The 20355-nt window shown below is 68.5% G+C and carries 14 protein-coding genes; 6 read left to right on the plus strand and 8 right to left on the minus strand.

All coding sequences use genetic code 11. The annotated features are described in order from the left end of the window. The first annotated feature begins 13 nt into the window (after nucleotides 1-13). Together rbbA and OV208_RS09610 are read left to right on the plus strand one after the other, a co-directional pair. Nucleotides 14-2827 (plus strand): ribosome-associated ATPase/putative transporter RbbA, encoded by a 2814-nt coding sequence (gene rbbA, locus OV208_RS09605; RefSeq protein WP_267573533.1) that lies wholly within the window; start codon nucleotides 14-16, stop codon nucleotides 2825-2827. A 2-nt stretch (nucleotides 2828-2829) separates the two neighbouring features. Beyond that, the gene (locus tag OV208_RS09610) at nucleotides 2830-3954 is read left to right on the plus strand and encodes an ABC transporter permease (protein WP_267573534.1); all 1125 of its coding nucleotides are present in this window, start codon (nucleotides 2830-2832) and stop codon (nucleotides 3952-3954) included. A 57-nt stretch (nucleotides 3955-4011) separates the two neighbouring features. Here the strand turns inward: OV208_RS09610 and OV208_RS09615 are convergent, their stop codons facing one another. The 5 genes from OV208_RS09615 to nhaA all read right to left on the minus strand — a co-directional run bounded on the left by OV208_RS09615 (nucleotide 4012) and on the right by nhaA (nucleotide 10362). Next, nucleotides 4012-4836, minus strand: coding sequence for a hypothetical protein (locus OV208_RS09615; protein ID WP_267573535.1), 825 nt, complete (start codon nucleotides 4834-4836; stop codon nucleotides 4012-4014). Between the two features lie 340 nt (nucleotides 4837-5176). Further along, entirely contained in the window at nucleotides 5177-6676 is a 1500-nt protein-coding gene (locus OV208_RS09620) for a hypothetical protein (protein ID WP_267573536.1), read from the minus strand. Further along, nucleotides 6673-7137 (minus strand): hypothetical protein, encoded by a 465-nt coding sequence (locus OV208_RS09625; RefSeq protein WP_267573537.1) that lies wholly within the window; start codon nucleotides 7135-7137, stop codon nucleotides 6673-6675. Before OV208_RS09625 ends, OV208_RS09620 begins: the two co-directional genes overlap by 4 nt. 193 nt (nucleotides 7138-7330) lie before the next feature. Then, nucleotides 7331-9013, minus strand: a complete 1683-nt coding sequence (locus tag OV208_RS09630) for an ABC1 kinase family protein (RefSeq protein ID WP_267573538.1) — start codon at nucleotides 9011-9013, stop codon at nucleotides 7331-7333. Continuing rightward, a complete protein-coding gene (gene nhaA / locus OV208_RS09635) occupies nucleotides 9010-10362 on the minus strand; it encodes a Na+/H+ antiporter NhaA (protein ID WP_267573539.1) in 1353 nt (450 codons plus the stop codon). The genes OV208_RS09630 and nhaA overlap by 4 nt, the downstream gene beginning before the upstream one ends. A 151-nt stretch (nucleotides 10363-10513) precedes the next feature. Between nhaA and mutS the strand changes: the two genes are divergently transcribed. Beyond that, nucleotides 10514-13279, plus strand: coding sequence for a DNA mismatch repair protein MutS (mutS, locus tag OV208_RS09640; protein WP_267573540.1), 2766 nt, complete (start codon nucleotides 10514-10516; stop codon nucleotides 13277-13279). Between the two features lie 72 nt (nucleotides 13280-13351). Here mutS and OV208_RS41220 read toward each other — a convergent pair whose 3' ends face one another. The 3 genes from OV208_RS41220 to OV208_RS09655 all read right to left on the minus strand — a co-directional run bounded on the left by OV208_RS41220 (nucleotide 13352) and on the right by OV208_RS09655 (nucleotide 16079). After that, complete coding sequence (locus OV208_RS41220) at nucleotides 13352-13633, minus strand: Imm52 family immunity protein (protein ID WP_324291361.1); 282 nt, start codon at nucleotides 13631-13633, stop codon at nucleotides 13352-13354. Nucleotides 13634-13728: 95 nt separating this feature from the next. Beyond that, entirely contained in the window at nucleotides 13729-14679 is a 951-nt protein-coding gene (locus OV208_RS41225) for a hypothetical protein (protein WP_324291362.1), read from the minus strand. Nucleotides 14680-14804: 125 nt separating this feature from the next. Further along, entirely contained in the window at nucleotides 14805-16079 is a 1275-nt protein-coding gene (locus tag OV208_RS09655) for an alpha/beta fold hydrolase (protein ID WP_267573542.1), read from the minus strand. Between the two features lie 314 nt (nucleotides 16080-16393). Between OV208_RS09655 and OV208_RS09660 the strand changes: the two genes are divergently transcribed. The 3 genes from OV208_RS09660 to OV208_RS09670 all read left to right on the plus strand — a co-directional run bounded on the left by OV208_RS09660 (nucleotide 16394) and on the right by OV208_RS09670 (nucleotide 20352). Continuing rightward, the gene (locus OV208_RS09660) at nucleotides 16394-17563 is read left to right on the plus strand and encodes a DUF7594 domain-containing protein (RefSeq protein ID WP_267573543.1); all 1170 of its coding nucleotides are present in this window, start codon (nucleotides 16394-16396) and stop codon (nucleotides 17561-17563) included. A 131-nt stretch (nucleotides 17564-17694) separates the two neighbouring features. Next, entirely contained in the window at nucleotides 17695-18462 is a 768-nt protein-coding gene (locus OV208_RS09665; RefSeq protein WP_267573544.1) for a DUF3592 domain-containing protein, read from the plus strand. Between the two features lie 84 nt (nucleotides 18463-18546). Beyond that, the gene (locus tag OV208_RS09670) at nucleotides 18547-20352 is read left to right on the plus strand and encodes an N-acetylmuramoyl-L-alanine amidase (protein ID WP_267573545.1); all 1806 of its coding nucleotides are present in this window, start codon (nucleotides 18547-18549) and stop codon (nucleotides 20350-20352) included. Nucleotides 20353-20355 lie beyond the last annotated feature (3 nt).

Here is a 20355-nt window from a genome sequence, read left to right on the forward strand (position 1 = left end):
GGAGGGCTCAGCCATGGTTTCATCCGCGTCTCCAGAATCGCCGGGCGGCTCCTCCAGGCTCGTGGTCTCCATCCAGGACGTGACCCACCGCTACGGCAAGGTGGTCGCGCTCGACGGCATCTCGCTCGACGTTCCCACCGGTATCATGGTGGGCATCGTGGGGCCGGACGGCGTCGGCAAGTCCACGCTGATGGCCCTGGTCGCCGGCTCCAAGAAGATGCAGCAGGGAAGGGTGAGGGTCCTGGACGGGGACATCGCCGACGCCCGGCACCGGCGCGCGGTGGGGCCGCGGATCGCGTACATGCCTCAGGGGCTGGGGAAGAACCTCTATCTGGAGCTCAGCGTCTACGACAACGTCGACTTCATGGCCCGGCTCTTCGGGCTGTCACCCGCGGAGCGCAAGGTGCGCGTCCCGGAGCTGCTTGAAGCCACGGGTCTGGGGAAGTTCGCGGAGCGCCCCGCCGGCAAGCTCTCCGGCGGAATGAAGCAGAAGGTGGGGCTGTGCGGCGCGCTGGTGCACGACCCGGACCTGCTCATCCTCGACGAGCCCACCACCGGCGTGGACCCGCTCTCCCGGCGGCAGTTCTGGAGCCTCATCGACGAGATTCGCGCCGGGCGCCCCGGCATGAGCGTCATCATCTCCACGGCCTACATGGACGAAGCGCAGCAGTGGGATTGGATTGTTGCCATGGACGCGGGGCGCGTGCTGGCGACAGGGACGCCCGCGGAGCTGATGGAGCGCACGGGGACCCAGGACCTGGAGCGATGCTTCATCGCGCTGCTGCCCGAGGAGAAGCGCAGGGGGCACAAGGAGATCACCATCCCGCCCCGTCCACCGGGCAAGGCGGAGCTGGCCATCGAGGCGGACGGGCTGACGTGCCGCTTCGGCACCTTCACCGCCGTCGACCACGTCACCTTGTCGATTGAGCGCGGTGAGATCTTCGGCTTCCTGGGCTCCAACGGCTGCGGCAAGTCCACGACCATGAAGATGCTGACGGGCCTGCTTCCCCCCACGGAGGGGACGGCGAAGCTCTTCGGCAGCTCCGTGGATGCCGGGAGCATGGAGGTGCGCAAGAACCTGGGCTACATGACGCAGGCGTTCTCGCTCTACGGCGAGCTGAGCGTCCAGCAGAACCTGGTCCTGCATGCCCGGCTCTACCATCTGCCGCCTGACAAGGCGAAGGCGCGCATCGAGGAGCTGGTCGAGCGGTTCGGACTGCGCGCGCACCTGGAGGCGTTGGCCGGGGACCTGCCCATGGGCCTGCGCCAGCGGCTCTCGCTGGCCGTCGCCGTGCTGCACGGGCCGCAGATCCTCATCCTGGACGAGCCCACGTCGGGGGTTGATCCGGTCGCCCGGGACAGCTTCTGGGAGCTGTTGATCGATCTGTCGCGCAAGCAGGGCGTCACCATCTTCGTGACGACGCACTTCATGAACGAGGGGATGCGCTGCGACCGCATCTCCCTCATGAACGCGGGGAGGGTGCTGGCGGCGGACTCCCCCCAGAAGCTCATCGAGGCGCGGAAGGCAGACAGCCTGGAGACCGCCTTCATCGGCTACATGGAGGATGCCATCGCCGAAAAGGCACGCACCGAGGGCAAGGACACGCCGCCCAAGGACGCGACGCCCGCCCGCGCGCCCGAAGCCTCGCCACCCCAGCAGCCCTCGGCCGCGCGACGCGTGGACCGGGCCGGCCTCCGGCTGCGTCTTGGCCGGATGCTCGCATACGCCCACAATGAGACCATCCAGATCCTCCGCGACAGGGTCCGGCTGGCGTTTGCCTTCGTCGGCTCGGCGGTGTTGATGCTCGTCTTCGGCTTCGGAATCACGACCGACGTCGAAAACATCCGCTACGCCGCGCTGGACATGGACCAGTCATCCGAGAGTCGCGCGTATCTTGAACAGTTCAGCGCGGCGAGACCCTATTTCGCGCTGACGCCGCCAGCCCAATCCTCGGACGAGGCGCTGCGCCGGCTCCAGTCGGACGATGTCTCGATGGTGTTGGAGATTCCGCCGCGCTTCGGTCTGGATTTCCGCCGGGGCTCCGGGCCGGAGGTGCTGGCGCAGGTGGACGGCGCCATGACCTTCCGTGGTGACACCGTCGAGCAATATGTGCAGGGGGTCCACAACCGGATGCTGCGGGATCCCGCGAGCGGCTTCCATTCGGCCAGCGCGCAGAAGTACACGGCCAACATTGAAGAGCGCTTCTTGTACAACCCAACGTTCGAGAGCGTCTATTCCATCGTGCCGAGTGTCCCGGCGCTGCTGCTGCTCCTGATACCGGCGATTCTCATGACGGTCAGCATCGTGCGTGAGAAGGAGCTGGGGTCGATCATCAACTTCTATGTCACGCCCACGGGCAGGCTGGAGTACCTGCTTGGAAAGCAGTTGCCCTACGTCGTCATCGGCATGGCCAACTTCTTCATCCTGACCGCCCTGGCGCTGACTGTCTTCGGTGTTCCCATCAAGGGCAGCTTCCTGATGTTGATGCTCTGCACGCTGTTCTATGTCGCGGCGACGACAGGCATCGGGATGGTGACGTCGACCTTCACGGGCAGCCAGGTCGCGGCCGTCTTCGTCACGGCCATCCTGACCATCGTGCCGACCATCCAGTTCTCCGGCCTGTTGCAGCCCGTCTCCACGCTGCAGGGCGGGGCCGGTCTCGTCGGTTCCATCTGGCCGGCCTCCTATTACATGCACGCCAGCCTGGGCGCCTTCACCAAGGGACTGGGGGCGGGCCTCCTCATGCGGGATGTCGCCTTCCTGGCCGCGTGCGTCCCCGTCCTCCTGGCCATCAGTGTCATTGGCTTGAGAAAGCAGGAGAAATAGAGGTGAACTCACTGCTGAACATTCTGTGGCTCGGGCTCAAGGAGCTTCGCAGCCTGTTGAGCGACGCGGTGCTGGTCGTGTTCGTCGTCTATGCGTTCACCCTGGCCATCTATGTCCAGGCCACGGGGACGTCGAGCGAGGTGAACAACGCATCGATTGCCTTCGCTGACGAGGACGGGTCCGCGTTGTCCAAGGAACTGCTCAACGCCTTCTATCCGCCCCGCTTCAAGCTGCCGGAGCTCATCTCCCCCGATGAGGTGCAGGCGAACATGGACAGGGGCCGGTTCATGTTCGTCGTCGTGATTCCGCCCCGCTTCGAGCATGACCTCCGCGCGGGGCGCAGCCCGGACATCCAGGTGAACATCGACGCGACCGCCATGCAGCAGGCGGGCATCGGCTCTGGCTACATCAAGAATATCGTCAACGACCGGATCTCCTCCTTTCTCAGGCGCACGGAGGCGACAGGACCGAAGCCCGTCAACCTGGTCATTCGCAAGCTCTTCAACCCCAACGGGGTCTCGTCCTGGTTCAAGAGCGTGGTGGCCATCATCAACCAGATAACCCTGCTGACCGTCGTCCTGACGGGGGCCGCGGTGATCCGCGAGCGCGAGCACGGAACGCTGGAGCACCTGCTGGTGATGCCGCTGACCTCGTTCGAGATCGCGATGGCGAAGGTCTGGGCCAACGGCCTGGTGATCCTCGTCGCGACCGGGGCCTCGCTCCTCCTGATCGTGCACATGGTGCTGAAGGTGCCGTTCGCCGGCTCGGTGGTGCTGTGGTTCGTCGGCGTCGTGCTCTACCTGTTCTTCGCCACGGCGCTCGGCATCTTCCTGGGGACGATTTCACGTTCGATGGCGCAGTTCGCGCTGCTCATCATCCTCGTGGTCCTCGTGCTGATGCTGCTTTCGGGCGGGAGCACGCCCGTCGAGAGCCAGCCGAAGTGGTTGCAGTATGTGACGTACCTGCTGCCTGCCCGGCACTTCGTCAGCTTCTCGCAGGTCATCATCTACCGCGGCGGGGGGCTGGAGGCCGTCTGGCGTCAGTTCCTGATGGTGAGCGCGGTGGGTGTGGGGTTCTTCGCCTACAGCCTGGCGCTCTTCCGGAAGTCCATCGCGGCGAGCAAGTAGGAAGGGGGCGCGCCGGAGCGGGCTGGAGCCGAACGCCCCCGCCCGCCCCCGTCGCTCTCAGCAGTCGATCGTGTACTGCCTGGTGTTATCGCTCGGCGTGGTGACGTCGATGGTGTTGGAGCCGTTGAATGACGTGGTGAACGTCCCTTCGGTCGACTCCACCGTCACGGTTCCCGCCGAGGGGCACTGGTTGTCGCAGCGCTGGTAGCCCGAGACGGTCGCGGTCGCGCTGAAGTTGTTCCGCGTGGACCTCGACTGACCGTTCAAGGTGAAGCACCCGCTGCCCTCCACCCACGTGACCGTGCTCTCCGACGAGCGCGTGTCGAAGCGTTCCGGCGAGAAGCTGGTGGAGGTGATGGTCACCTTGCGCTGGCCCGCTTCGGGAGGGGAGCCGACGATCTGCAGGGAGAGGTTGTACGGCGCTCCGTTGATGGAGAGGTCGGTGGAGGTGGCCGCGATGGCGAGCTGCCCCTGGTTGTCCGAGAGCACCAACTGGACGTTGCCGGAGAGCTGATCGAGCCCGATGGGCGCTGTGCAGTTATCGAGGGCGTAGTTCACCGTCGCGCCCGTCGAAGTGGCGGTGGCACACCCGGCGGGCGTGAAGGTGGAGGAGGCGCTCGCCGCGAGCTGGGCGGCCGCCGCGTTCACGTCGACAGAGGTCTGAAGCTGCCCTCCGCCGATGCTTCGAGGCTGCACCGGGAGGCTGTAATACCAAGAGCCGTAGACCGGATCGACCCAGGCGTAGCTCCACGCCGCGTCGTACGCCCCGTAGTTCGGATCGTAGTAGGCGGTGTCGTAGTAGTAGGGATCGTAGTAGGTGTCGGCGCAGCCAGCGCTTGCGAGCAGCGACAGGAACCCCAGCGCCCGTTTCGTCTTCTTCATCTCGCCCCCCATCATGTTTGTCTTCAGAACGCGTGCTCACCCCAAGGTGGATGGACACGGGCAGCCGATGCACCGAGTCCTCTCGGGAAGTCGGAAGCGAGAGAAGGTGGAGCCCGGGGGCCAGCGGAAGAATTGAACGGCGGAATGGCCCGAGTGCGGGCTGGCGGTCATCCGCGTCACGTGCCTCACTCGCTCGAAGTCGAGGACACAGGTGACGAGGAGGCGAGCGCGGGGCTTGAGGGGAATGGGGCTGGGCAGGCGTGCCCAGCGCAGCGCACGGGTCAGGCCACTGGCCGGTCCGTGCGGGGCACGGACCGGCGGGTCCTCCGGAACGCGCAGGCTAGTACTTGAAGCCCAACTGGAGCGACAGGCCGGGGTACTGATCCACGGCGCCACCGGCGATGTACGGATCGCCCACGTCTGGGTTGAACTTGAAGAAGTAACGGCGCAGGTCCGCCTTGAGCCGCACGTCCAGGAAGCTGTTGAGCCGGTAGGCCACGCTGGCGCTGCCGGTGACGGCGCCCATGGACGCGTTGGGGAACCACGTGTCGGAGTTCAGCTCGCCCGCGCTCAGCGGGTGCAGGTAGCCCAGGCGGAAGTTGAAATCGAGCTTCTGCGTGAGCTCCGCGCGCAGGCCCAGCGTCAGGCCCGCGGTCTGGTACTCCACGTTGGGCAGGTCCAACGGCCGCTCGTCGTTCACCGGATCGATGCGGAAGGTGTTCATCCCGTAGGTGCCGGTGACCTCGAAGCCGTAGCGCTCCGCCTGGCCGAAGGGCATCACGTAGCGCAGGCCCGCCTGCCACTCGCGCGCGACGGTGGGATAGGACACGGCCCCCGTGCTGCCGGTGGACTTCAGGCCGAACGACTGGTCGATGGAGCCCGTGAGGCCCAGCCGCGCCAGGGCGCCCTGCTTGAAGCGCGCGAGCGGGTAGACCGTGAGGTCACCGGTCACCTGCGGCGCGCCCGGCAGCGCGAAGCCGCCCACGTCCAGGCCCAGCGTGTAGGGCCGCAGCACGCCGAACACGTCGTCCTTGTAGCGCAGCGAACGGCCGAAGAGCTTCAGGCCCACCGCGCCCTCCACGAGGGGCGGACGGCGCTCGGTGCCGGCGTACGTCTGCGGCTCCTCCGGCGCCTTCTCCTCGGGCTTCGGCGTGACAGCCACCGGCTTGCGCGGGGGCGTCCTGTCCTCGGTGACGGGCGTCTTCGCGGGCGGGGTGGCCGGCGTCGCGGGCGTCGTCTCCGCGATGGGCGTCGCGGGCTTCAGCGGGGGCTCGGGCTCCACGGGCTTGGGCGGGGCGACGACGGCTTCCGGGGCGCGGCTCTTCTGGAGGCCCTTCTCCAGCGCCGTCCACTGGCGCTTCACGGACGCGGGCACCAGCTTCGCCGTCGCAGGACGGGCCGCGGCGGGCGAGGCCAGGGCCTTGCCATCCTTGCCGTTGCGCACGGTGAGGCGCACCTGCTGCTTCTTGCCCGTGGTGGACGTGTCCGCGACCAGGAGGGCGCTCAGGCCCAGCTCGCTGGCCACGGCGGAGGCGCCGGCGGTCATGGTGGGGTCCTGCCCCAGGCGCGAAGCGGCGCTGCGCACGGCGGACTCGGGCACGATTTCATAACGGGCCGGGCGGCGGGCCAGCTCCGCTTCCAGCGCATCCCGCGCGGCTTCCGCGTGCGGACCGGAGGCGACCACCGCGACGCGGCGCACGTCGGCCTGCTTCGCGGACTTCTTCTTCGCGGACTGCGTCGTCTTCGCCGGCTTCTTCGGCGCGGCGTGGGCGACAGGCCCCAGGAGGAGGGCGGCGCCCAGCAGGGCGGTGATGGAGCCGAAACGGGTGCGCGTCTTCAAGGCGAGCTCGGCTTTCCGTTGACCAGCCACTCTTTGAGGCAGGCGGACTCCGCCTCGCTGAGCGGGTTGCCCTGCGGCATCTGCGTTCCGCAGCCGGGGGTGGGCGTCAGCTTCTTCAGGAAGAGCGAATTGGCCGGATTGGCGCTGTCCGCCATCGGCACCGCGCCGCACGCCGCGCTGGAGGTCGTCGTGTACAGGCGCCCCGGCAGACCGGGAGCCTGCAGGTCCAGACCCGCGCCAATCTCCTTGCTGGAGGTGGAGTGACACGCGAAGCACTGCGCCTGGATGATGCCCGTGGCGGTGGTGCTGGTCGCGCAGGCACCGCCTGTGCCCCCGGTGAAGCGATCGGGATCATCGAGCCCGCCAGCACAGCCGGCGGAGGTGGCGAGGAGCGCGACCGCGAACAGCGAGGCCAGCGGGGCGCGGTACGGACGACGGGCGGCGGATGGGTTCGCGAACAAGACGACCACGTGGGCAAGAGGGGGAGCCAACAAGCGCCGCAGCCTAACCGGCCCGAGCGTGACTGTGCACCCCTCAACGGATCCGTTCTCGCTCCCGTGACACCCGCTCCCCGGCCTGCCTGCCCGACCCGGGTGGGCCGGTGTCACACCCACCTCACCACGAGGGCGCTCCAGACTCCGTAAGGCCCCGGTGCTACCGGCGCTTCTTCAGGAAGCGGGAGAGGCGCACCTTCCCGAAGCGGCCACCGAACAGGTACCAAGTGAGCACCGCGCCGAAGAGCGCCGCCGCCACCGCGATGCCCACGATGCCCAGCACCGGCACGTTGCCGTACATGGGCGGCCGGGGCGCGAAGGCGATGAAGGCGCCCACGATGAAGCCGCACGCGCACAGGCCCAGGAAGGCGATGACGGCCACGCTGCGCAGGTTCTCGTTGAGCTTGTCGAACTGTTCGGCGCGCACGGTGACGCTGAACTTGCCCGTCTCCAGGTCCAGGAGGATCTGCGACAGCTGCGTGGGCAGGTCCTGCGCCATGGACTGGAAGCGCAACAGCGTGCGCATCAATCCGCCCTGGAGCTGGCTCGGGTCATAGCGCCCGGCGAGCAGCTCCTTCGCGTACGGCAGCGCGACCTCCAGGATGTTCATCTCCGGGTAGAGGCTTCGCAGCATGCCCTCCGTGGAGATGGAGGCGCGCGACAAGAGCGCGTACTCCTTGGGGATGCGGATGCGGTACTTCACCGCCAGGTCCAGCAGGTCCCTGAGCAGCGTGCGCGCGTCCACCTGGCCCAGGGTGGTGGGCAGGTGCTGGCCGAGGATGGACTCGATGTCGTTGCGAAAGCCCATCAGGTTGGCGCGGGCGTCGGGCACGCCCACCCGGTAGAGGATGCGCGCCACGGAGTCGCTGTCCTTGAGCGCCACCGCGAGGCACAGCATCACCAGCGTCTCCTGCATGGGGCGCGTGAGCCGGCCCACCACGCCGAAGTCCAGCAGCGCCAGCCGGTGGCCCTCCATGAGCAGCAGGTTCCCGGGGTGCGGGTCGCCGTGGAAGAGGCCGTCGTCGAAGAGCTGGCGGAAGCTGGCCTCCAGGATGTTCTGCGCCAGCTGCTTGCGCTCCGCCTCCGTCAGCACCGCCGGGTTGATCTTCTCCCCCCGGATGAACTCCAGCGTGAGCACGGTGCGGCTGGAGAGCGCCGCGTGCACGCGGGGGATCTTCATGTACGGGCGGTCCTGGTGGGTCTCCAGGAACGCGCGGATGTTGGAGGCCTCGTTGACGAAGTCCAGCTCCTCGTGGATGGCCCGGTCGAACTCGTCCACGATGCCGGAGGGCGTGTAGATGCCCGTCTCCTCCACCACGGCCTCCAGGAGGCGCGCCAGCGAGCGCAGCACGCCCAGGTCCGCGTCGATGCGCTCGGCGATGCCCGGCCGCTGCACCTTCACGACGACCTCCTCGCCGTCCAACGTCACCGCGCGGTGCACCTGGGCGATGGACGCGGCGGCGAGCGGCTCCGGGTCCACCTGCGCGAACAGTTCGTGCACGTCCTTGCCCAGCGCGTCGCGGATCTGCGCGTGGATGGCCTCCAGGGGGATGGCCTCCACGTGGTCCTGGAGCGTGGCCAATTCCTCCACGAACTCCGCGGGCAGCAGGTCCGCGCGGGTGGACATCACCTGGCCCAGCTTGATGAACGTGGGGCCCAGCTCCGCCAGGAAGAGGCGGAAGCGGCGCGCGGTGGACTCGCGCTGGGTCTCCGGGGAGACCTCCACCTTCTCCTTGCGGCCCAGCATGCGCCACACGCCCGCGCGCTCGGCCACCTCGCCGAAACCATGGCGGGCGGCGATGACGGTGATCTGCCGGATGCGGTTGAGGTCCTGGAGGTTCATGGCGAGCGGTCTGGCGCGACCGAGGGTCGGGCCACGTAGCGCAATAGCACGTACCCCACCACGGCGGAGAGCAGCGAGCCGGTGAGGATGCCCAGCTTGGCCTCCGCGAGCAGCGCCGGCTGTCCACTGAATGCCAGTCCGCCCACGAACAGGGCCACCGTGAAGCCGATGCCGGCCACCACCGCCACGCCGTACAGTTGCGCGAGGCTCGCGCCCGCGGGCAGGGGGGAGACGCCCGCCTTCACCGCCGCCCAGGTGAAGAGGAAGATGCCCACCTGCTTGCCCACGAAGAGGCCGGCGATGATGCCCAGGGGCAGGGGATTGAGCAGATCCGACAGGCCCATGCCGGACACGTCCACGCCGGAGTTGGCCAGCGCGAACAGCGGCACGATGCCGAACGCCACGAAGCCGTGCCACAGGTGGACGAAGCGGTTGAGCGGCGGCTCGATGTCCTCCAGCGCCTCCTCGATGTGCAGCAATTGCGCGCCGCGCTGACCTTCGTCATCCGGCTGCGCCACGAGCCCCTTGATGTAGTCCGCAAGTTCCTCCAGCACCTCGCGTCCCGGGCGGGTGGGCCGCGCGGGGATGAAGAGGCCCAGCACCACGCCGGACAGCGTCGCGTGGATGCCCCCGTGGTGCATGGCGTACCAGAGCGCCACGCCCGCGAGCGCGTAGGCCAGGCCGTTGCGCACGTAGAAGCGGTTGAGCGCCCACAGCACCGCGCACACGCCCACGCTTGCCGCGAGCCACTCCACATGGAGGCCGGTGCCGTAGAACACCGCGATGACGAGGATGCCGCCGATGTCGTCGAAGATGGCCAGCGCGGTGAGGAACACCACCAGCCCGTGGCCCACGCGCGCCTTCACCAGCGTGAGGCACCCGATGGCGAACGCGATGTCGGTGGCCATGGGGATGGCCCAGCCGCCCTGCGCGGGGGTGCCGTGGGTGAAGGCCAGATAGAGGGCGGCGGGCACCACCATGCCGCCCAGCGCGGCGATGAGGGGCAGGAGCGCTCGGGAGAAGGTGCGCAGCTCGCCCGAGGACAGCTCGCGTTTGATCTCCATCCCGACGAGGAAGAAGAACAGCGTCATCAGCCCGTCGTTGATGAGTTCACGGAAGGTGAACCCCCCTCCGTGGCCCGCGGCCTCCAGGCGCAGGGGCGCGTCGAACACGGCCGCGTAGGAGCCGGCCCAGGGGGAGTTGGCCCACGCGAGCGCCGCCACCGCGCAGAGCGCCAGGAGGATGCCGCTGCTGGCCTCCAGGCGGAAGAACGCCTGCACGGGGGCGAGCGCGACCTGGAAGAGCGCGGGAACGGGCGGGCGGTTCGGCTTCGAAGAGGAGGTCGCCATGTCGGCGGGCAGCCTGCCGGGGGATGGTGGGGCTGCAAACCGTTTTCGGAGCAGGGCGTCTGGAAATGTCGGACAGGGGTGGTAGGCAGACTCCCCAGGTAGGGGCTCCGGTTCGTTGATCCGGGCGTAGGGTCGTGGGAGAAGGTCGGGGATGGCGGTGACACAGCAGATGAAGACAGGCAAGGCGGCGGAGGTGGTGCTCGCCGAGGACGAAACGACCCCGGACGTCGGGACGAATGAAGCACCCGCTGGGGCGCGGGAGATCGCGTCCCTGACGCCGATGATGCGCCAGTACCTGGAGGTGAAGGCGCTGCATCCGGACACGGTGCTGTTCTTCCGGATGGGCGACTTCTACGAGATGTTCTTCGAGGACGCGGTGAAGGCCTCGGAGCTGCTCCAGATCACCCTGACGGCGCGGTCCAAGGGCGCGGACAAGGTCCCGATGTGCGGGTTCCCGTACCACTCGGCGCGCCGGTACATCGCGAAGCTGATTGAACATGGCCTGAAGGTGGCCATCTGCGAACAGGTGACGGAGCCGGGCGCGGGGCCGGGCATCGTGCAGCGGGAGGTGACGCGGGTCATCACGCCCGGCATGGTGCTGGACGACGAGGTGCTGGAGCCGCAGGCCAGCAACTTCCTGGCGGCCGTGTGCTGGAGCGAGGGTGGTTTCGGCGCGGCGCTGCTGGAGGCGTCCACCGGCGAGTTCTACACCTTCGAGGCGGCCAGCCTGTCGGAGCTGGTGGAGGGCCTGTCGCGCGTGGAGCCGCGCGAACTGCTGGTGCCGCAGGGCCAGCGCGAGGCGCCGGAGGTGGTGCAGGTGTGCCAGCGGCTGTCGCGCGCGCCGGCGGTGGCGGAAGGGGAGGGCGCGGCCTTCGAGCACACCCGGGCGGCGGCCTTCCTGCGCACGCACTTCAACGTGCAGTCGCTGGCCGCGTTCGGGCTGGACGGCTCAGCGCTTGCCACCGGGGCGGCGGGGGCGGCGCTGCGCTACCTGAAGGACACGCAGAAGACGGCCGCCGCGCACGTGGACCGGCTGTCGCGGCAGGAGAAGTCCGCGTGCCTGGTGCTGGACGAGTCCTCGCGGGGCAACCTGGAGGTGCTCAAGAGCCTGCGCGACGGTGGGCGCAAGGGGTCGCTCCTGGGCGTGTTGGACCGGACCGCGACGGGGCTGGGGGCGCGGAAGCTTTCGCGCTGGCTGTCCGCGCCGCTGTGCTCGCTGCCGGAGATCACCGCGCGGCTGGATGCGGTGGAGGAGCTGGCTGGCAAGAGCGTGTGGCGCGAGGAACTGGTGGCCACGCTCAAGGAGGTGGGCGACCTGGAGCGGCTGTGCGGCCGGCTGTCGCTGGGCGCGGGCAACGCGCGCGACTTGCGCGCGCTGGGGTTGTCGCTGTCGCAGCTTCCCCGGCTGGGCGCGGCGCTGGCGCGGTGTGACGCGGGGCTGCTGAAGTCCCTGGCAGGGCCGCTGGGGGCGCTGCCGGAGCTGGCGGACGTGCTGCTGCGGGCGGTGACGGATGAGCCGCCGGTGGTCCTCCGCGACGGTGGGTTCATCCGGCCGGGCTTCCACGCGGAGCTGGATGAGGTGGTGGCGCTGTCCACGTCCGGCAAGGACGTGCTGCTGCGCATCGAGCAGCGGGAGAAGGAGCGCACCGGCATCAGCTCGCTGAAGATCCGCTACAACAAGGTCTTCGGGTACTACCTGGAGGTGACGAAGGCGAACCTGCACGCGGTGCCCAAGGACTACATCCGCAAGCAGACGACGGTGGGCTCGGAGCGCTTCGTCACCGAGGAGCTGAAGGAGTACGAGGAGAAGGTCCTCACGGCGGAGGAGCGCCGCACGGTGCTGGAGTTGCAGCTCTTCGAGGAGCTGCGCGCGCGGGTGATTACCTGGGCGCCGGCCATCCGTTCCGCGGCGGAGGCGGTGGCCACGGCGGACGCGCTGGTGTCCTTCGCCCGGTGCGCGGCGGAGTACGGCTACACGCGGCCCCAGGTGGACGACACGGAGGGCCTGAGCATCACGGGCGGCCGGCACCCGGTGGTGGAGCGGATGCTGGGCGCGGGCGAGTCCTTCGTGCCCAACGACGTGCGGTTGGATCCGGAGGACGCGCAGCTGTTGATCATCACGGGCCCGAACATGGCGGGCAAGAGCACGGTGATGCGGCAGGTGGCGCTGACGGCGCTGATGGCGCAGGCGGGCTCGTTCGTGCCGGCGAAGTCAGCGCGCATCGGGTTGTGCGACCGGATCTTCACGCGCGTGGGCGCGGCGGACAACCTGGCGCGAGGGCAGTCCACGTTCATGGTGGAGATGACGGAGACGAGCCACATCCTCCACCACGCGACGCGCCGCAGCCTGGTCATCCTGGATGAGATTGGGCGTGGCACGTCCACGTATGACGGTCTGTCCATTGCGTGGGCGGTCGCGGAGCACATCCACGACAAGGTGGGGGCGCGCTCGCTGTTCGCGACGCACTACCATGAACTGGTGGACTTGGCGCGCGAGCGGCCCCGGGTGAAGAACCTGTGCATCGCGGTGAAGGAGCAGGGCGGCAGGGTCATCTTCCTGCGCAAGCTGATTCCGGGTGGGGCCAGCCGCTCCTACGGCATCGACGTCGCGAAGCTGGCGGGCCTGCCGCCGGAGGTGGTGTCGCGGGCGCGGGAGCTGTTGCAAAACCTGGAGTCCGGCGAGCTGGATGAGGCGGGGCGGCCCCGGGTGGCGGTGCGGTCGTCGCCTAAGCGCTCGCCCGTGAACGCGGGGCAGCTGGGGCTGTTCGGAGGCGTGGCGCCGGTGGCCGTGCCTCCTGCGCCTCCCGTGCACTCGGAGGTGCTGGAGGCGCTGCGGGCAGCGTCGGTGGACCGGATGACTCCGCTGGACGCGCTCAACCTGCTGGCGAAGTTGCAGCGGGAGCTGGGCTCTTCCTGAGTCGTGACGCACGCAGCAGCCTTTGGGGCTGCTGCGTGTGGGACTTCGTGCTCAGGGGAAGGCCTGTTGCCTTCATGTCTCCGCGAGAATGGGCTGCAACAGTCCCGCATGGTCCAACAGTTTCCGGACCTGTGCGGCGAGCGCGACATGCTCCGGATTGGTGACCGTGAAGCGCTCGGGGGTCAGGATGATGAGCGTCCCCAGCGCCTCCACGGGTTCAACGCGTACGGGAGCCGGCAGCGGGGGCACCGAGCCCCTCTGCGTTCGCGAGCTGCCGCGTCCAGCGTGCCTTTCCACGCCAGAGCAGCCTGTGACGACCAGGGTCAGACACAACAACATGAGGCTCGCGCGCATTGTTCACCCAGGCCTTCCCTCAACGGAGAGGGAAGGTTCGTGACGCACGCAGCAGCCTTTGGGGCTGCTGCGTGTGGAGCTTCATGGGTTCTTGATCAGAACTCGTAGCCGCTCATGGTCACGCTTCCGCTCACGCCATAGGCATGCGCGCCGACCCGCTCTCCCGACTCGAACCGGATGCCCCCCTGGAGTGAGATGCCGCACGGCACGCTCACATAGGATGAACCGGGTGTCAGCGAACAGCCGGGAACCATCGCCCGGGTGGCGCTCAAATCCTGATAGATGTAGGGGCTGATGGGCCCCACCCGCAAGCCGATGGCGGTGCTATTCGAAATCACGATGATGTCGGTGATGACGAGGGTCTTTCCCGCGGGCACCGTATAGAGCGGTGTGATGTTGGTGGTGTTGCCGTTGAATGAACCGGAGAACGACTTGACGGAGCTTCCCCTGCCCGAGGACTCCGCCACCGCACCGGCAGGTCCCTGGGGGCCCTGTGCTCCCTGGACGCCGGTATCGCCCTTGAGCCCCTGAGGGCCCTGGGCCCCGGTGTCCCCCTTGGGGCCCGGTGCGCCCTGCGCCCCTGAAGGCCCGACCGGACCCGGGGCCCCAGCGGCGCCGTCCGCGCCCGCTGCGCCAGCGGGCCCTTGAGGACCTGCGGCTCCGGGAGCACCCGCAGGCCCCGTGTCTCCCTTTGGCCCCGCAGGGCCTCCCGTTCCGATGCTGACATTGAAGCGGTCGTAGCCAGACGCCGAGGGGTCCAGGGCCGTCACCGTCAGGAGATAGGTGCCGGGAATGACCGCCACCGGCGCCGGCAGCTTCGCCACGACCGTCGTCGTGCCGTGGCTCAGGATGATGAGCCCGGAGCCAGAGAGGTTGACCCCTGGCGCCGTGTTGCCGAAGTCCTGGCCGAAGATGGTGATCTCCTGGTTCTCCAGATCGACGGTGACGCTCTTGATGACGAGCGGTGGCGTCTGCGCGCTACCGGTGCGTGGGAATACGGTCAGGGCTGTCAGCAGGCACAACATCGCCAATCGGGCGGCTCGCATGGTGTCTCCGGGATGAGCGGGGAAAACCAGTTGTCGCGCGTATGCACGGAAAGTTGCCCTGATTCTGGAATGCTTGTGATTGTGGGGTGATTCCGACCCGAGCCCTGCCGCGTCGAGGCGCCGCGCTACGGAAGGGGCTGGCAGGAGCTCAGCACGGGGGTTGTTGGCGCATCGCCGGTGAACTGTTGCTTCAACCAGGCCAGGGTGCCGGGGATGTCATCGCCCAGCACCCCGAAGTGATCCGCCACCGGGCATCCGACGTAGTCGATCGTCGCGCCCTGTCGGGCGAGCCCCAACTTCACGAGCACCGTCTGGGCCGGGTTGACGCGCTCGTCCTGCGCTCCCTGGACGAGCCGCACGGGCACGGTGATCTGAAGCGTGCTGGGGTCCATGGCTTCCAGTTGCGCGTTCAGCTCTGTGAATACGGGTGACTCCTTCATCACGAAGTCCTTTGGAACAATGCCTCCCCAGGACGTCTCCTCACTGAGCTCCACGCGGCACTCGGTGTCGACCCGCTCGTAGAGTTTCACGGCGTCCTCGGAGAGGAAGTCCGTCAGCTTCACCTTGGAGGGATTGCCCTCGACGGCACCGGTCAGGAACAGGGGCATGAACGCGGAGTCGGGGCTCTTCTCCTCCCGGCCGGCACCCGCGTGGAACAAGAGCCGCATGGCGGAGGCGGGCGCGTAGGCAATCACGCCCACCAGCTCCAGGCCTTCCTCCTGGGTCAAACGCGTGGGTGCCCGCGCCGCCGCGAACAGCGCGGCCTGTCCTCCCTGGGAGTGCCCGACGATGGCGAACTTCGTCGACAGCTTGTTCCCGTGAAGCTTCTTCGCGGCGCGCACGATGTCGAGCGTCCCGTACGCCTCGGAGTTGCCCAGGACATAGGGATGACGGCCCGGCGTCCCCAGCCCCTCGTAGTCCGTCATCACGACGGCCCAGCCCTTCTTGAGGAACTGGTTGAGCAGTCGGTGCGGCGCCTGGTTGAAGTAGTGGGCGGACGCGCCGATGGCGTCTCGCGAGGGTGCGCACTTGTCCGCGATGCCCAGCGTGCCGTGGGCCCAGGTGACGATGGGCCAGCCCCCCGTGGGCGCGGGGCCGTCCGGCAGCGCGATGATGCCCGACACCGCGACGGGCGCCTCCCCGACGCTTCCGCTGTTGGACAGATAGAGCACGCGCTCATTGGAGCCCGCGGACTCCAGCGCCGCGGGGCCGGTGAGCTTCTCATGCGCGATGACGTAGCCCGCCGGCTCCGTGGGAAGGGGGGAGGGCGGTTGGTAGAAACTGGGAAGCTCGTCGCTGGAGTGGGGACCCTGGTGCGATGGGGGCGCCTTGACGCAGGCAGAAGGCGTGAGTGCGAGTGTGGCGAGAATCCAAAGCGACCGCTGAAACCGAGACATCATGACTCCACGGTGGGGCCGCGTATCGAAGAGGTCGGACAGGGAAGGCGGGCGGCAGGAAGTGCGTGGAGTAGCAGGGGGCATGGGGAGTCAGCCAGCAGTCATGGCGGCGCGTCCCCTTCTTCGAGAAGAACGGGGGTGGGGTCGAGCCGGCCCTCCCTGTCCCGAGGAGGGCTCCCATGATTCCAGACCCGCCTGAATAAGGGCGCCGAGGGGCCGGTCGGTGTTGAGGAAGAGCAACGACGCTCTTTCAGGCAAAGGCAGATCTGATGAGTCTTCTGAGACATCTTGCTGTATCCAGGTGGTATCCCCCTTCGGTGTCGACACTGCTGGCGCTGGCGGTCGTGGGGTGCGGACCGGCTCCCTCGGCGGAACAGCCTTCGCCTGAAGGCAGCGCTCCTCTTTCGACCCGCGCCTCGGCGCTCAACACCGGCAGCGTGACGCTCACGCCCGTGGCGGACGCGTACGTCACACCCGATGCGCCGGACAGCAACTTCGGGCTCAATACGGCGTGGATCGTGAATCGCCAGTACGCCCAGGCGTACCTGAAGTTCGACCTGAGCAGCCTCCCCGCGAACGCGCGCATCACGTCCGTCAGCCTCACCGCGCAGGCCTACGATGGCTACGCCTACGGTGGGGATGGCAACGTCTACACGAGCTTCGTCGCCGACGATTCGTGGTCGGAGACGGGCATCACCTGGAACAACAAGCCCGCGGCCTCGGGCACCCCGTCGGGCGAGTGGTTCCTCTGGTACAATCTCACGCCCGAGGACAAGCTGGGCGTCAACTCCAACCCGGCGCTCATCCCCGTCGTGCAGGGCGAACTGGACGGCGACAAGTCGTTGAGCTTCCGGCTGCACTCGCCGGGATACAAGACGCGCTACCGCTCGCGTGAGTATTCCAATGCCAGCCAGCGTCCGAAGCTCGTCATCCAGTACGAGCTCGCGGATGTCGTCACGGTGCTCGAACCGGAGGCGGACGCCTGGGTCAGCGGGAGCTCCTGGCAGCGCACCACCAACTTCGGCGGCACGGACGAGCTGGGCGTCTACTACGGCTGGCCCGAATTCTCGTTCCTGCGCTTCAACCTGGGCAGCATTCCCTCGGGCGCGGTCATCAAGTCCGTGAAGTTCTCCGCCACCGCGCGGCGTGGAGCGTCTCCCGGGGGCGACGGCAACACCTACGCGTACCTCGTGCCCGACAACTCCTGGGCTGAATACAGTGTGACCTTCGACACCCAGCCGTCCATCTCCGGCTCGCCCCTGGGCGCGTGGTTCCTCTGGTTCCCTGGGAACGCCTCCGAGCCGTACGAGCAGGTGGGCGTCAATGACAGTCCGGAGTTGATCCCCGCGGTGCAGGGGGCGTCGGACGCCACCGACCGGCGCATCTCCTTCCGCATCTCCAGCCCCGGCTACATCAGCTACTACCACTCCCGCGAGAGCGGGGACGCCTCCAAGCGTCCGCACCTTGAAGTGACGTACACGCCGTGATTCACGGGCGGGCTCCGGACGCGGTGAGGGTTTGCGTCCGGTGCCTTGCCTGGCCCTGGGAGTTCAACGGATGGGGAGCCGTCCATCCCCGCTGTCGGTCATTTCAATCAACGGGTAGGCTCCACGCACCCATGCAATTCGCCATTCCCCATGCGCCCCGCCGTGTCCGTCTGGCCCAGGTTCCCGGGGCGGTGTCTCGGCTGGTGCACGGGGTGCTCGTGGCCCTGGGGGTGATGGCGTTCCTGGGGCTGGGCATCGGGTGGGCGGGGCGCTTCTTCGTGGAGGAGCAGCGCTTCGCGGCCCGCGCGGAGGAGGTGGCGGCGCTGGTGGCTCGCAGCCACGCACCGCCGGTGTCGGATCGCGAGGACGCGGAGGGCACGCTGGATGTGCTCTACACGTACGCGAACGTGGAGCACTCCGTGTCGGGTGTTCGCACCCGCGCGGACTTCGCGGCGGGCATGGGACACGGCTCGCAGGTGATGCTGCTGGTGGATCCGGAGCACCCGGGGGCACCTCGCGAGGCCGCTCATGCGCGTGCGCGTGCGTCCCGCATGGGGTGGCTGTCCTGGGGCCTCGCCCTGGGCGCCCTGGTGGCCGCCGCCGGCTTCGGCTGGGAGGTGCGGCGGTTGTGGCGCAAGGAGGTGGTGCCCCTGCGCCTGGGCGCCCTGGTGTGGCTCACCCCGGATGACGGCTCCCTGCCGGAGGGCAAGGGCGAGGCGGAGTTCCCCGCGCACTACTTCCGCCAGGACGTGAAGCAGCCTGTGCGCGCGCGCTGCCGCCCCCAGCGGGCCCCCGTGCGCAACGGCGGCAAGGTGCTGGCGGCCGTCGTCCCGAGCGAGCCCGGGTGGTGTCGGGTCATCGACGAAGAGCTGGCGCGTCAGTTGGGCTGGGTGCGCTGAAGCACGCGCGGACAGGGCCGAAAAGTTGCCGGGCTCCAGGCGCCGTGTGACACACGCCTGTAGCTGCAACGTCTGGAGGCCTTCATGCGCGTACGCTTCTCCCACCTCGTGCTGCCCGTGCTGATGCTCATGGCGCCGAACGCCGTCGGAGCCAGCAAACGCAACGAGGCCGAGGAGGCGTACCAGCAGGCCCGCCGCGCCTACTACGCGCTCAAGGACGACGCCTCCCGCCGCAAGCTGCGCCACCACTGGCTCAACGTGGTGCACCGCTTCGAGGCCGTTGCCAGCCACTACCCCAAGAGCGACCGCGCCCCGGATGCCCTCTTCACCGCGGGCGACCTGCTCCAGGAGCTGAGCCGCATCTCCTTCGTGGAGGGGGACCTCCAGTCCGCCATCAGCGACTACTCGAAGCTGCTGGAGGCGCACCCCAAGCACCGGCTCGCGGATGACGCGGCGCTGGCGCTGGCGCGCATCCACGTCAACCGCCTGGACAAGCCGGACGCCGCGCGCAAGGTCCTCACGGAGTCGCTGGCCACCAACCCCAAGGGCGACCAGGGCAAGGAGCTCAAGGCGCTGCTGGCCTCGCTGCCCGCGTCCAACAAGGCACCTTCCGTCAAGCCGACCGTGAAGCCGCTGCCCCCGACGAAGGGCCCCCAGGGCACCGCCGTCGCCGAGGCCACGGCGCAGGATCGCTCCGCCCTGGTGGACGCCATCACGAAGCTGGCTCGCGAGCCGTCGCCCGTGCTGACGCGCGTGGATCCGGTTGCCCCCGCGAAGGAGCCGGCGGTGGTCATCGCGGATGCGCCCACCGTCGCGGACAAGGCCATGGACGCGAAGGACGCCGCGAAGGCGCCCTCCGACGTGAAGGCCCCCGAGGCCGTGGCCTCCCTTCGCGGCACCGTGCTCCAGCCCCTGAAGCCCGACGTCCGCGCCGAGTCCCCGTCCGTGGCCACGAAGCTTCCGGCTCCGTCGACTTCGACGGACAGCGCCCAGGTGGCGACCGCGTCCCGGCCGGAGTCGAAGCATGTCGAGCCGGAGGTCGTCTCGTCGAAGCCACCTCGCGCCGTGACGGTGTCGCCCATGCCGGAGGCTCCGCGTCCGGTGACGGCGCCGGTGGACGCGCAGGTGGCGCAGGCCCGGCTCCGGGCGGTGGCGAAGCAGTCCCGCAACTCGGAGCTGACGCTGGCGGAGCAGTTGGGTCTCAAGGTGCGCCGCGTGGTCATCGATCCGGGCCACGGCGGGCACGACTCGGGCGCGGTGGGCAAGGAAGGGACGTTGGAGAAGGAGGTGGCGCTGGCCATCTCCAAGAAGGTCGCGGACGGCCTGCGTGAGAAGGGCCTGGAGGTGGTGCTCACCCGCGACGACGACACCTTCATCCGCCTGGAGGACCGCGCGAAGCTGGCGAACGAGGCGCACGGCGACCTGTTCATCTCGGTGCACTGCAACTCGGCGGCGACGCACAAGCTGCGCGGCATCGAGACGTACACGCTCAACACGTCCGCGGACCGCTACTCCATCCGCCTGGCCGCTCGGGAGAACGCTTCCTCCGAGAAGGGCATCAGCGACCTGCAGTTCATCCTGGCGGACCTGGCCACGAAGGCGAACACCGAGGAGTCGTCGCGGCTGGCGAAGTCCGTGCAACACAGCATGGTGACGGGCCTGTCCACGAAGTACGACGGCATCAAGGACCTGGGCCACAAGGAGGCGCTGTTCTACGTGCTGCTGGGCGCGAAGATGCCGGCCATCCTGGTGGAGACGTCCTTCCTGTCGCACGTGGAGGAAGAGAAGCGCCTGGCGTCCGAGCGCTACCAGGACGAAGTGGCGAAGAACATCGTGCTCGGAGTGGAAGAGTTCCTCGGAGACCGTCGCCGCGTGGCCAAGGTAGACTGACGC

The organism is Corallococcus sp. bb12-1, assembly GCF_026626765.1.
Lineage (GTDB): Bacteria > Myxococcota > Myxococcia > Myxococcales > Myxococcaceae > Corallococcus > Corallococcus terminator.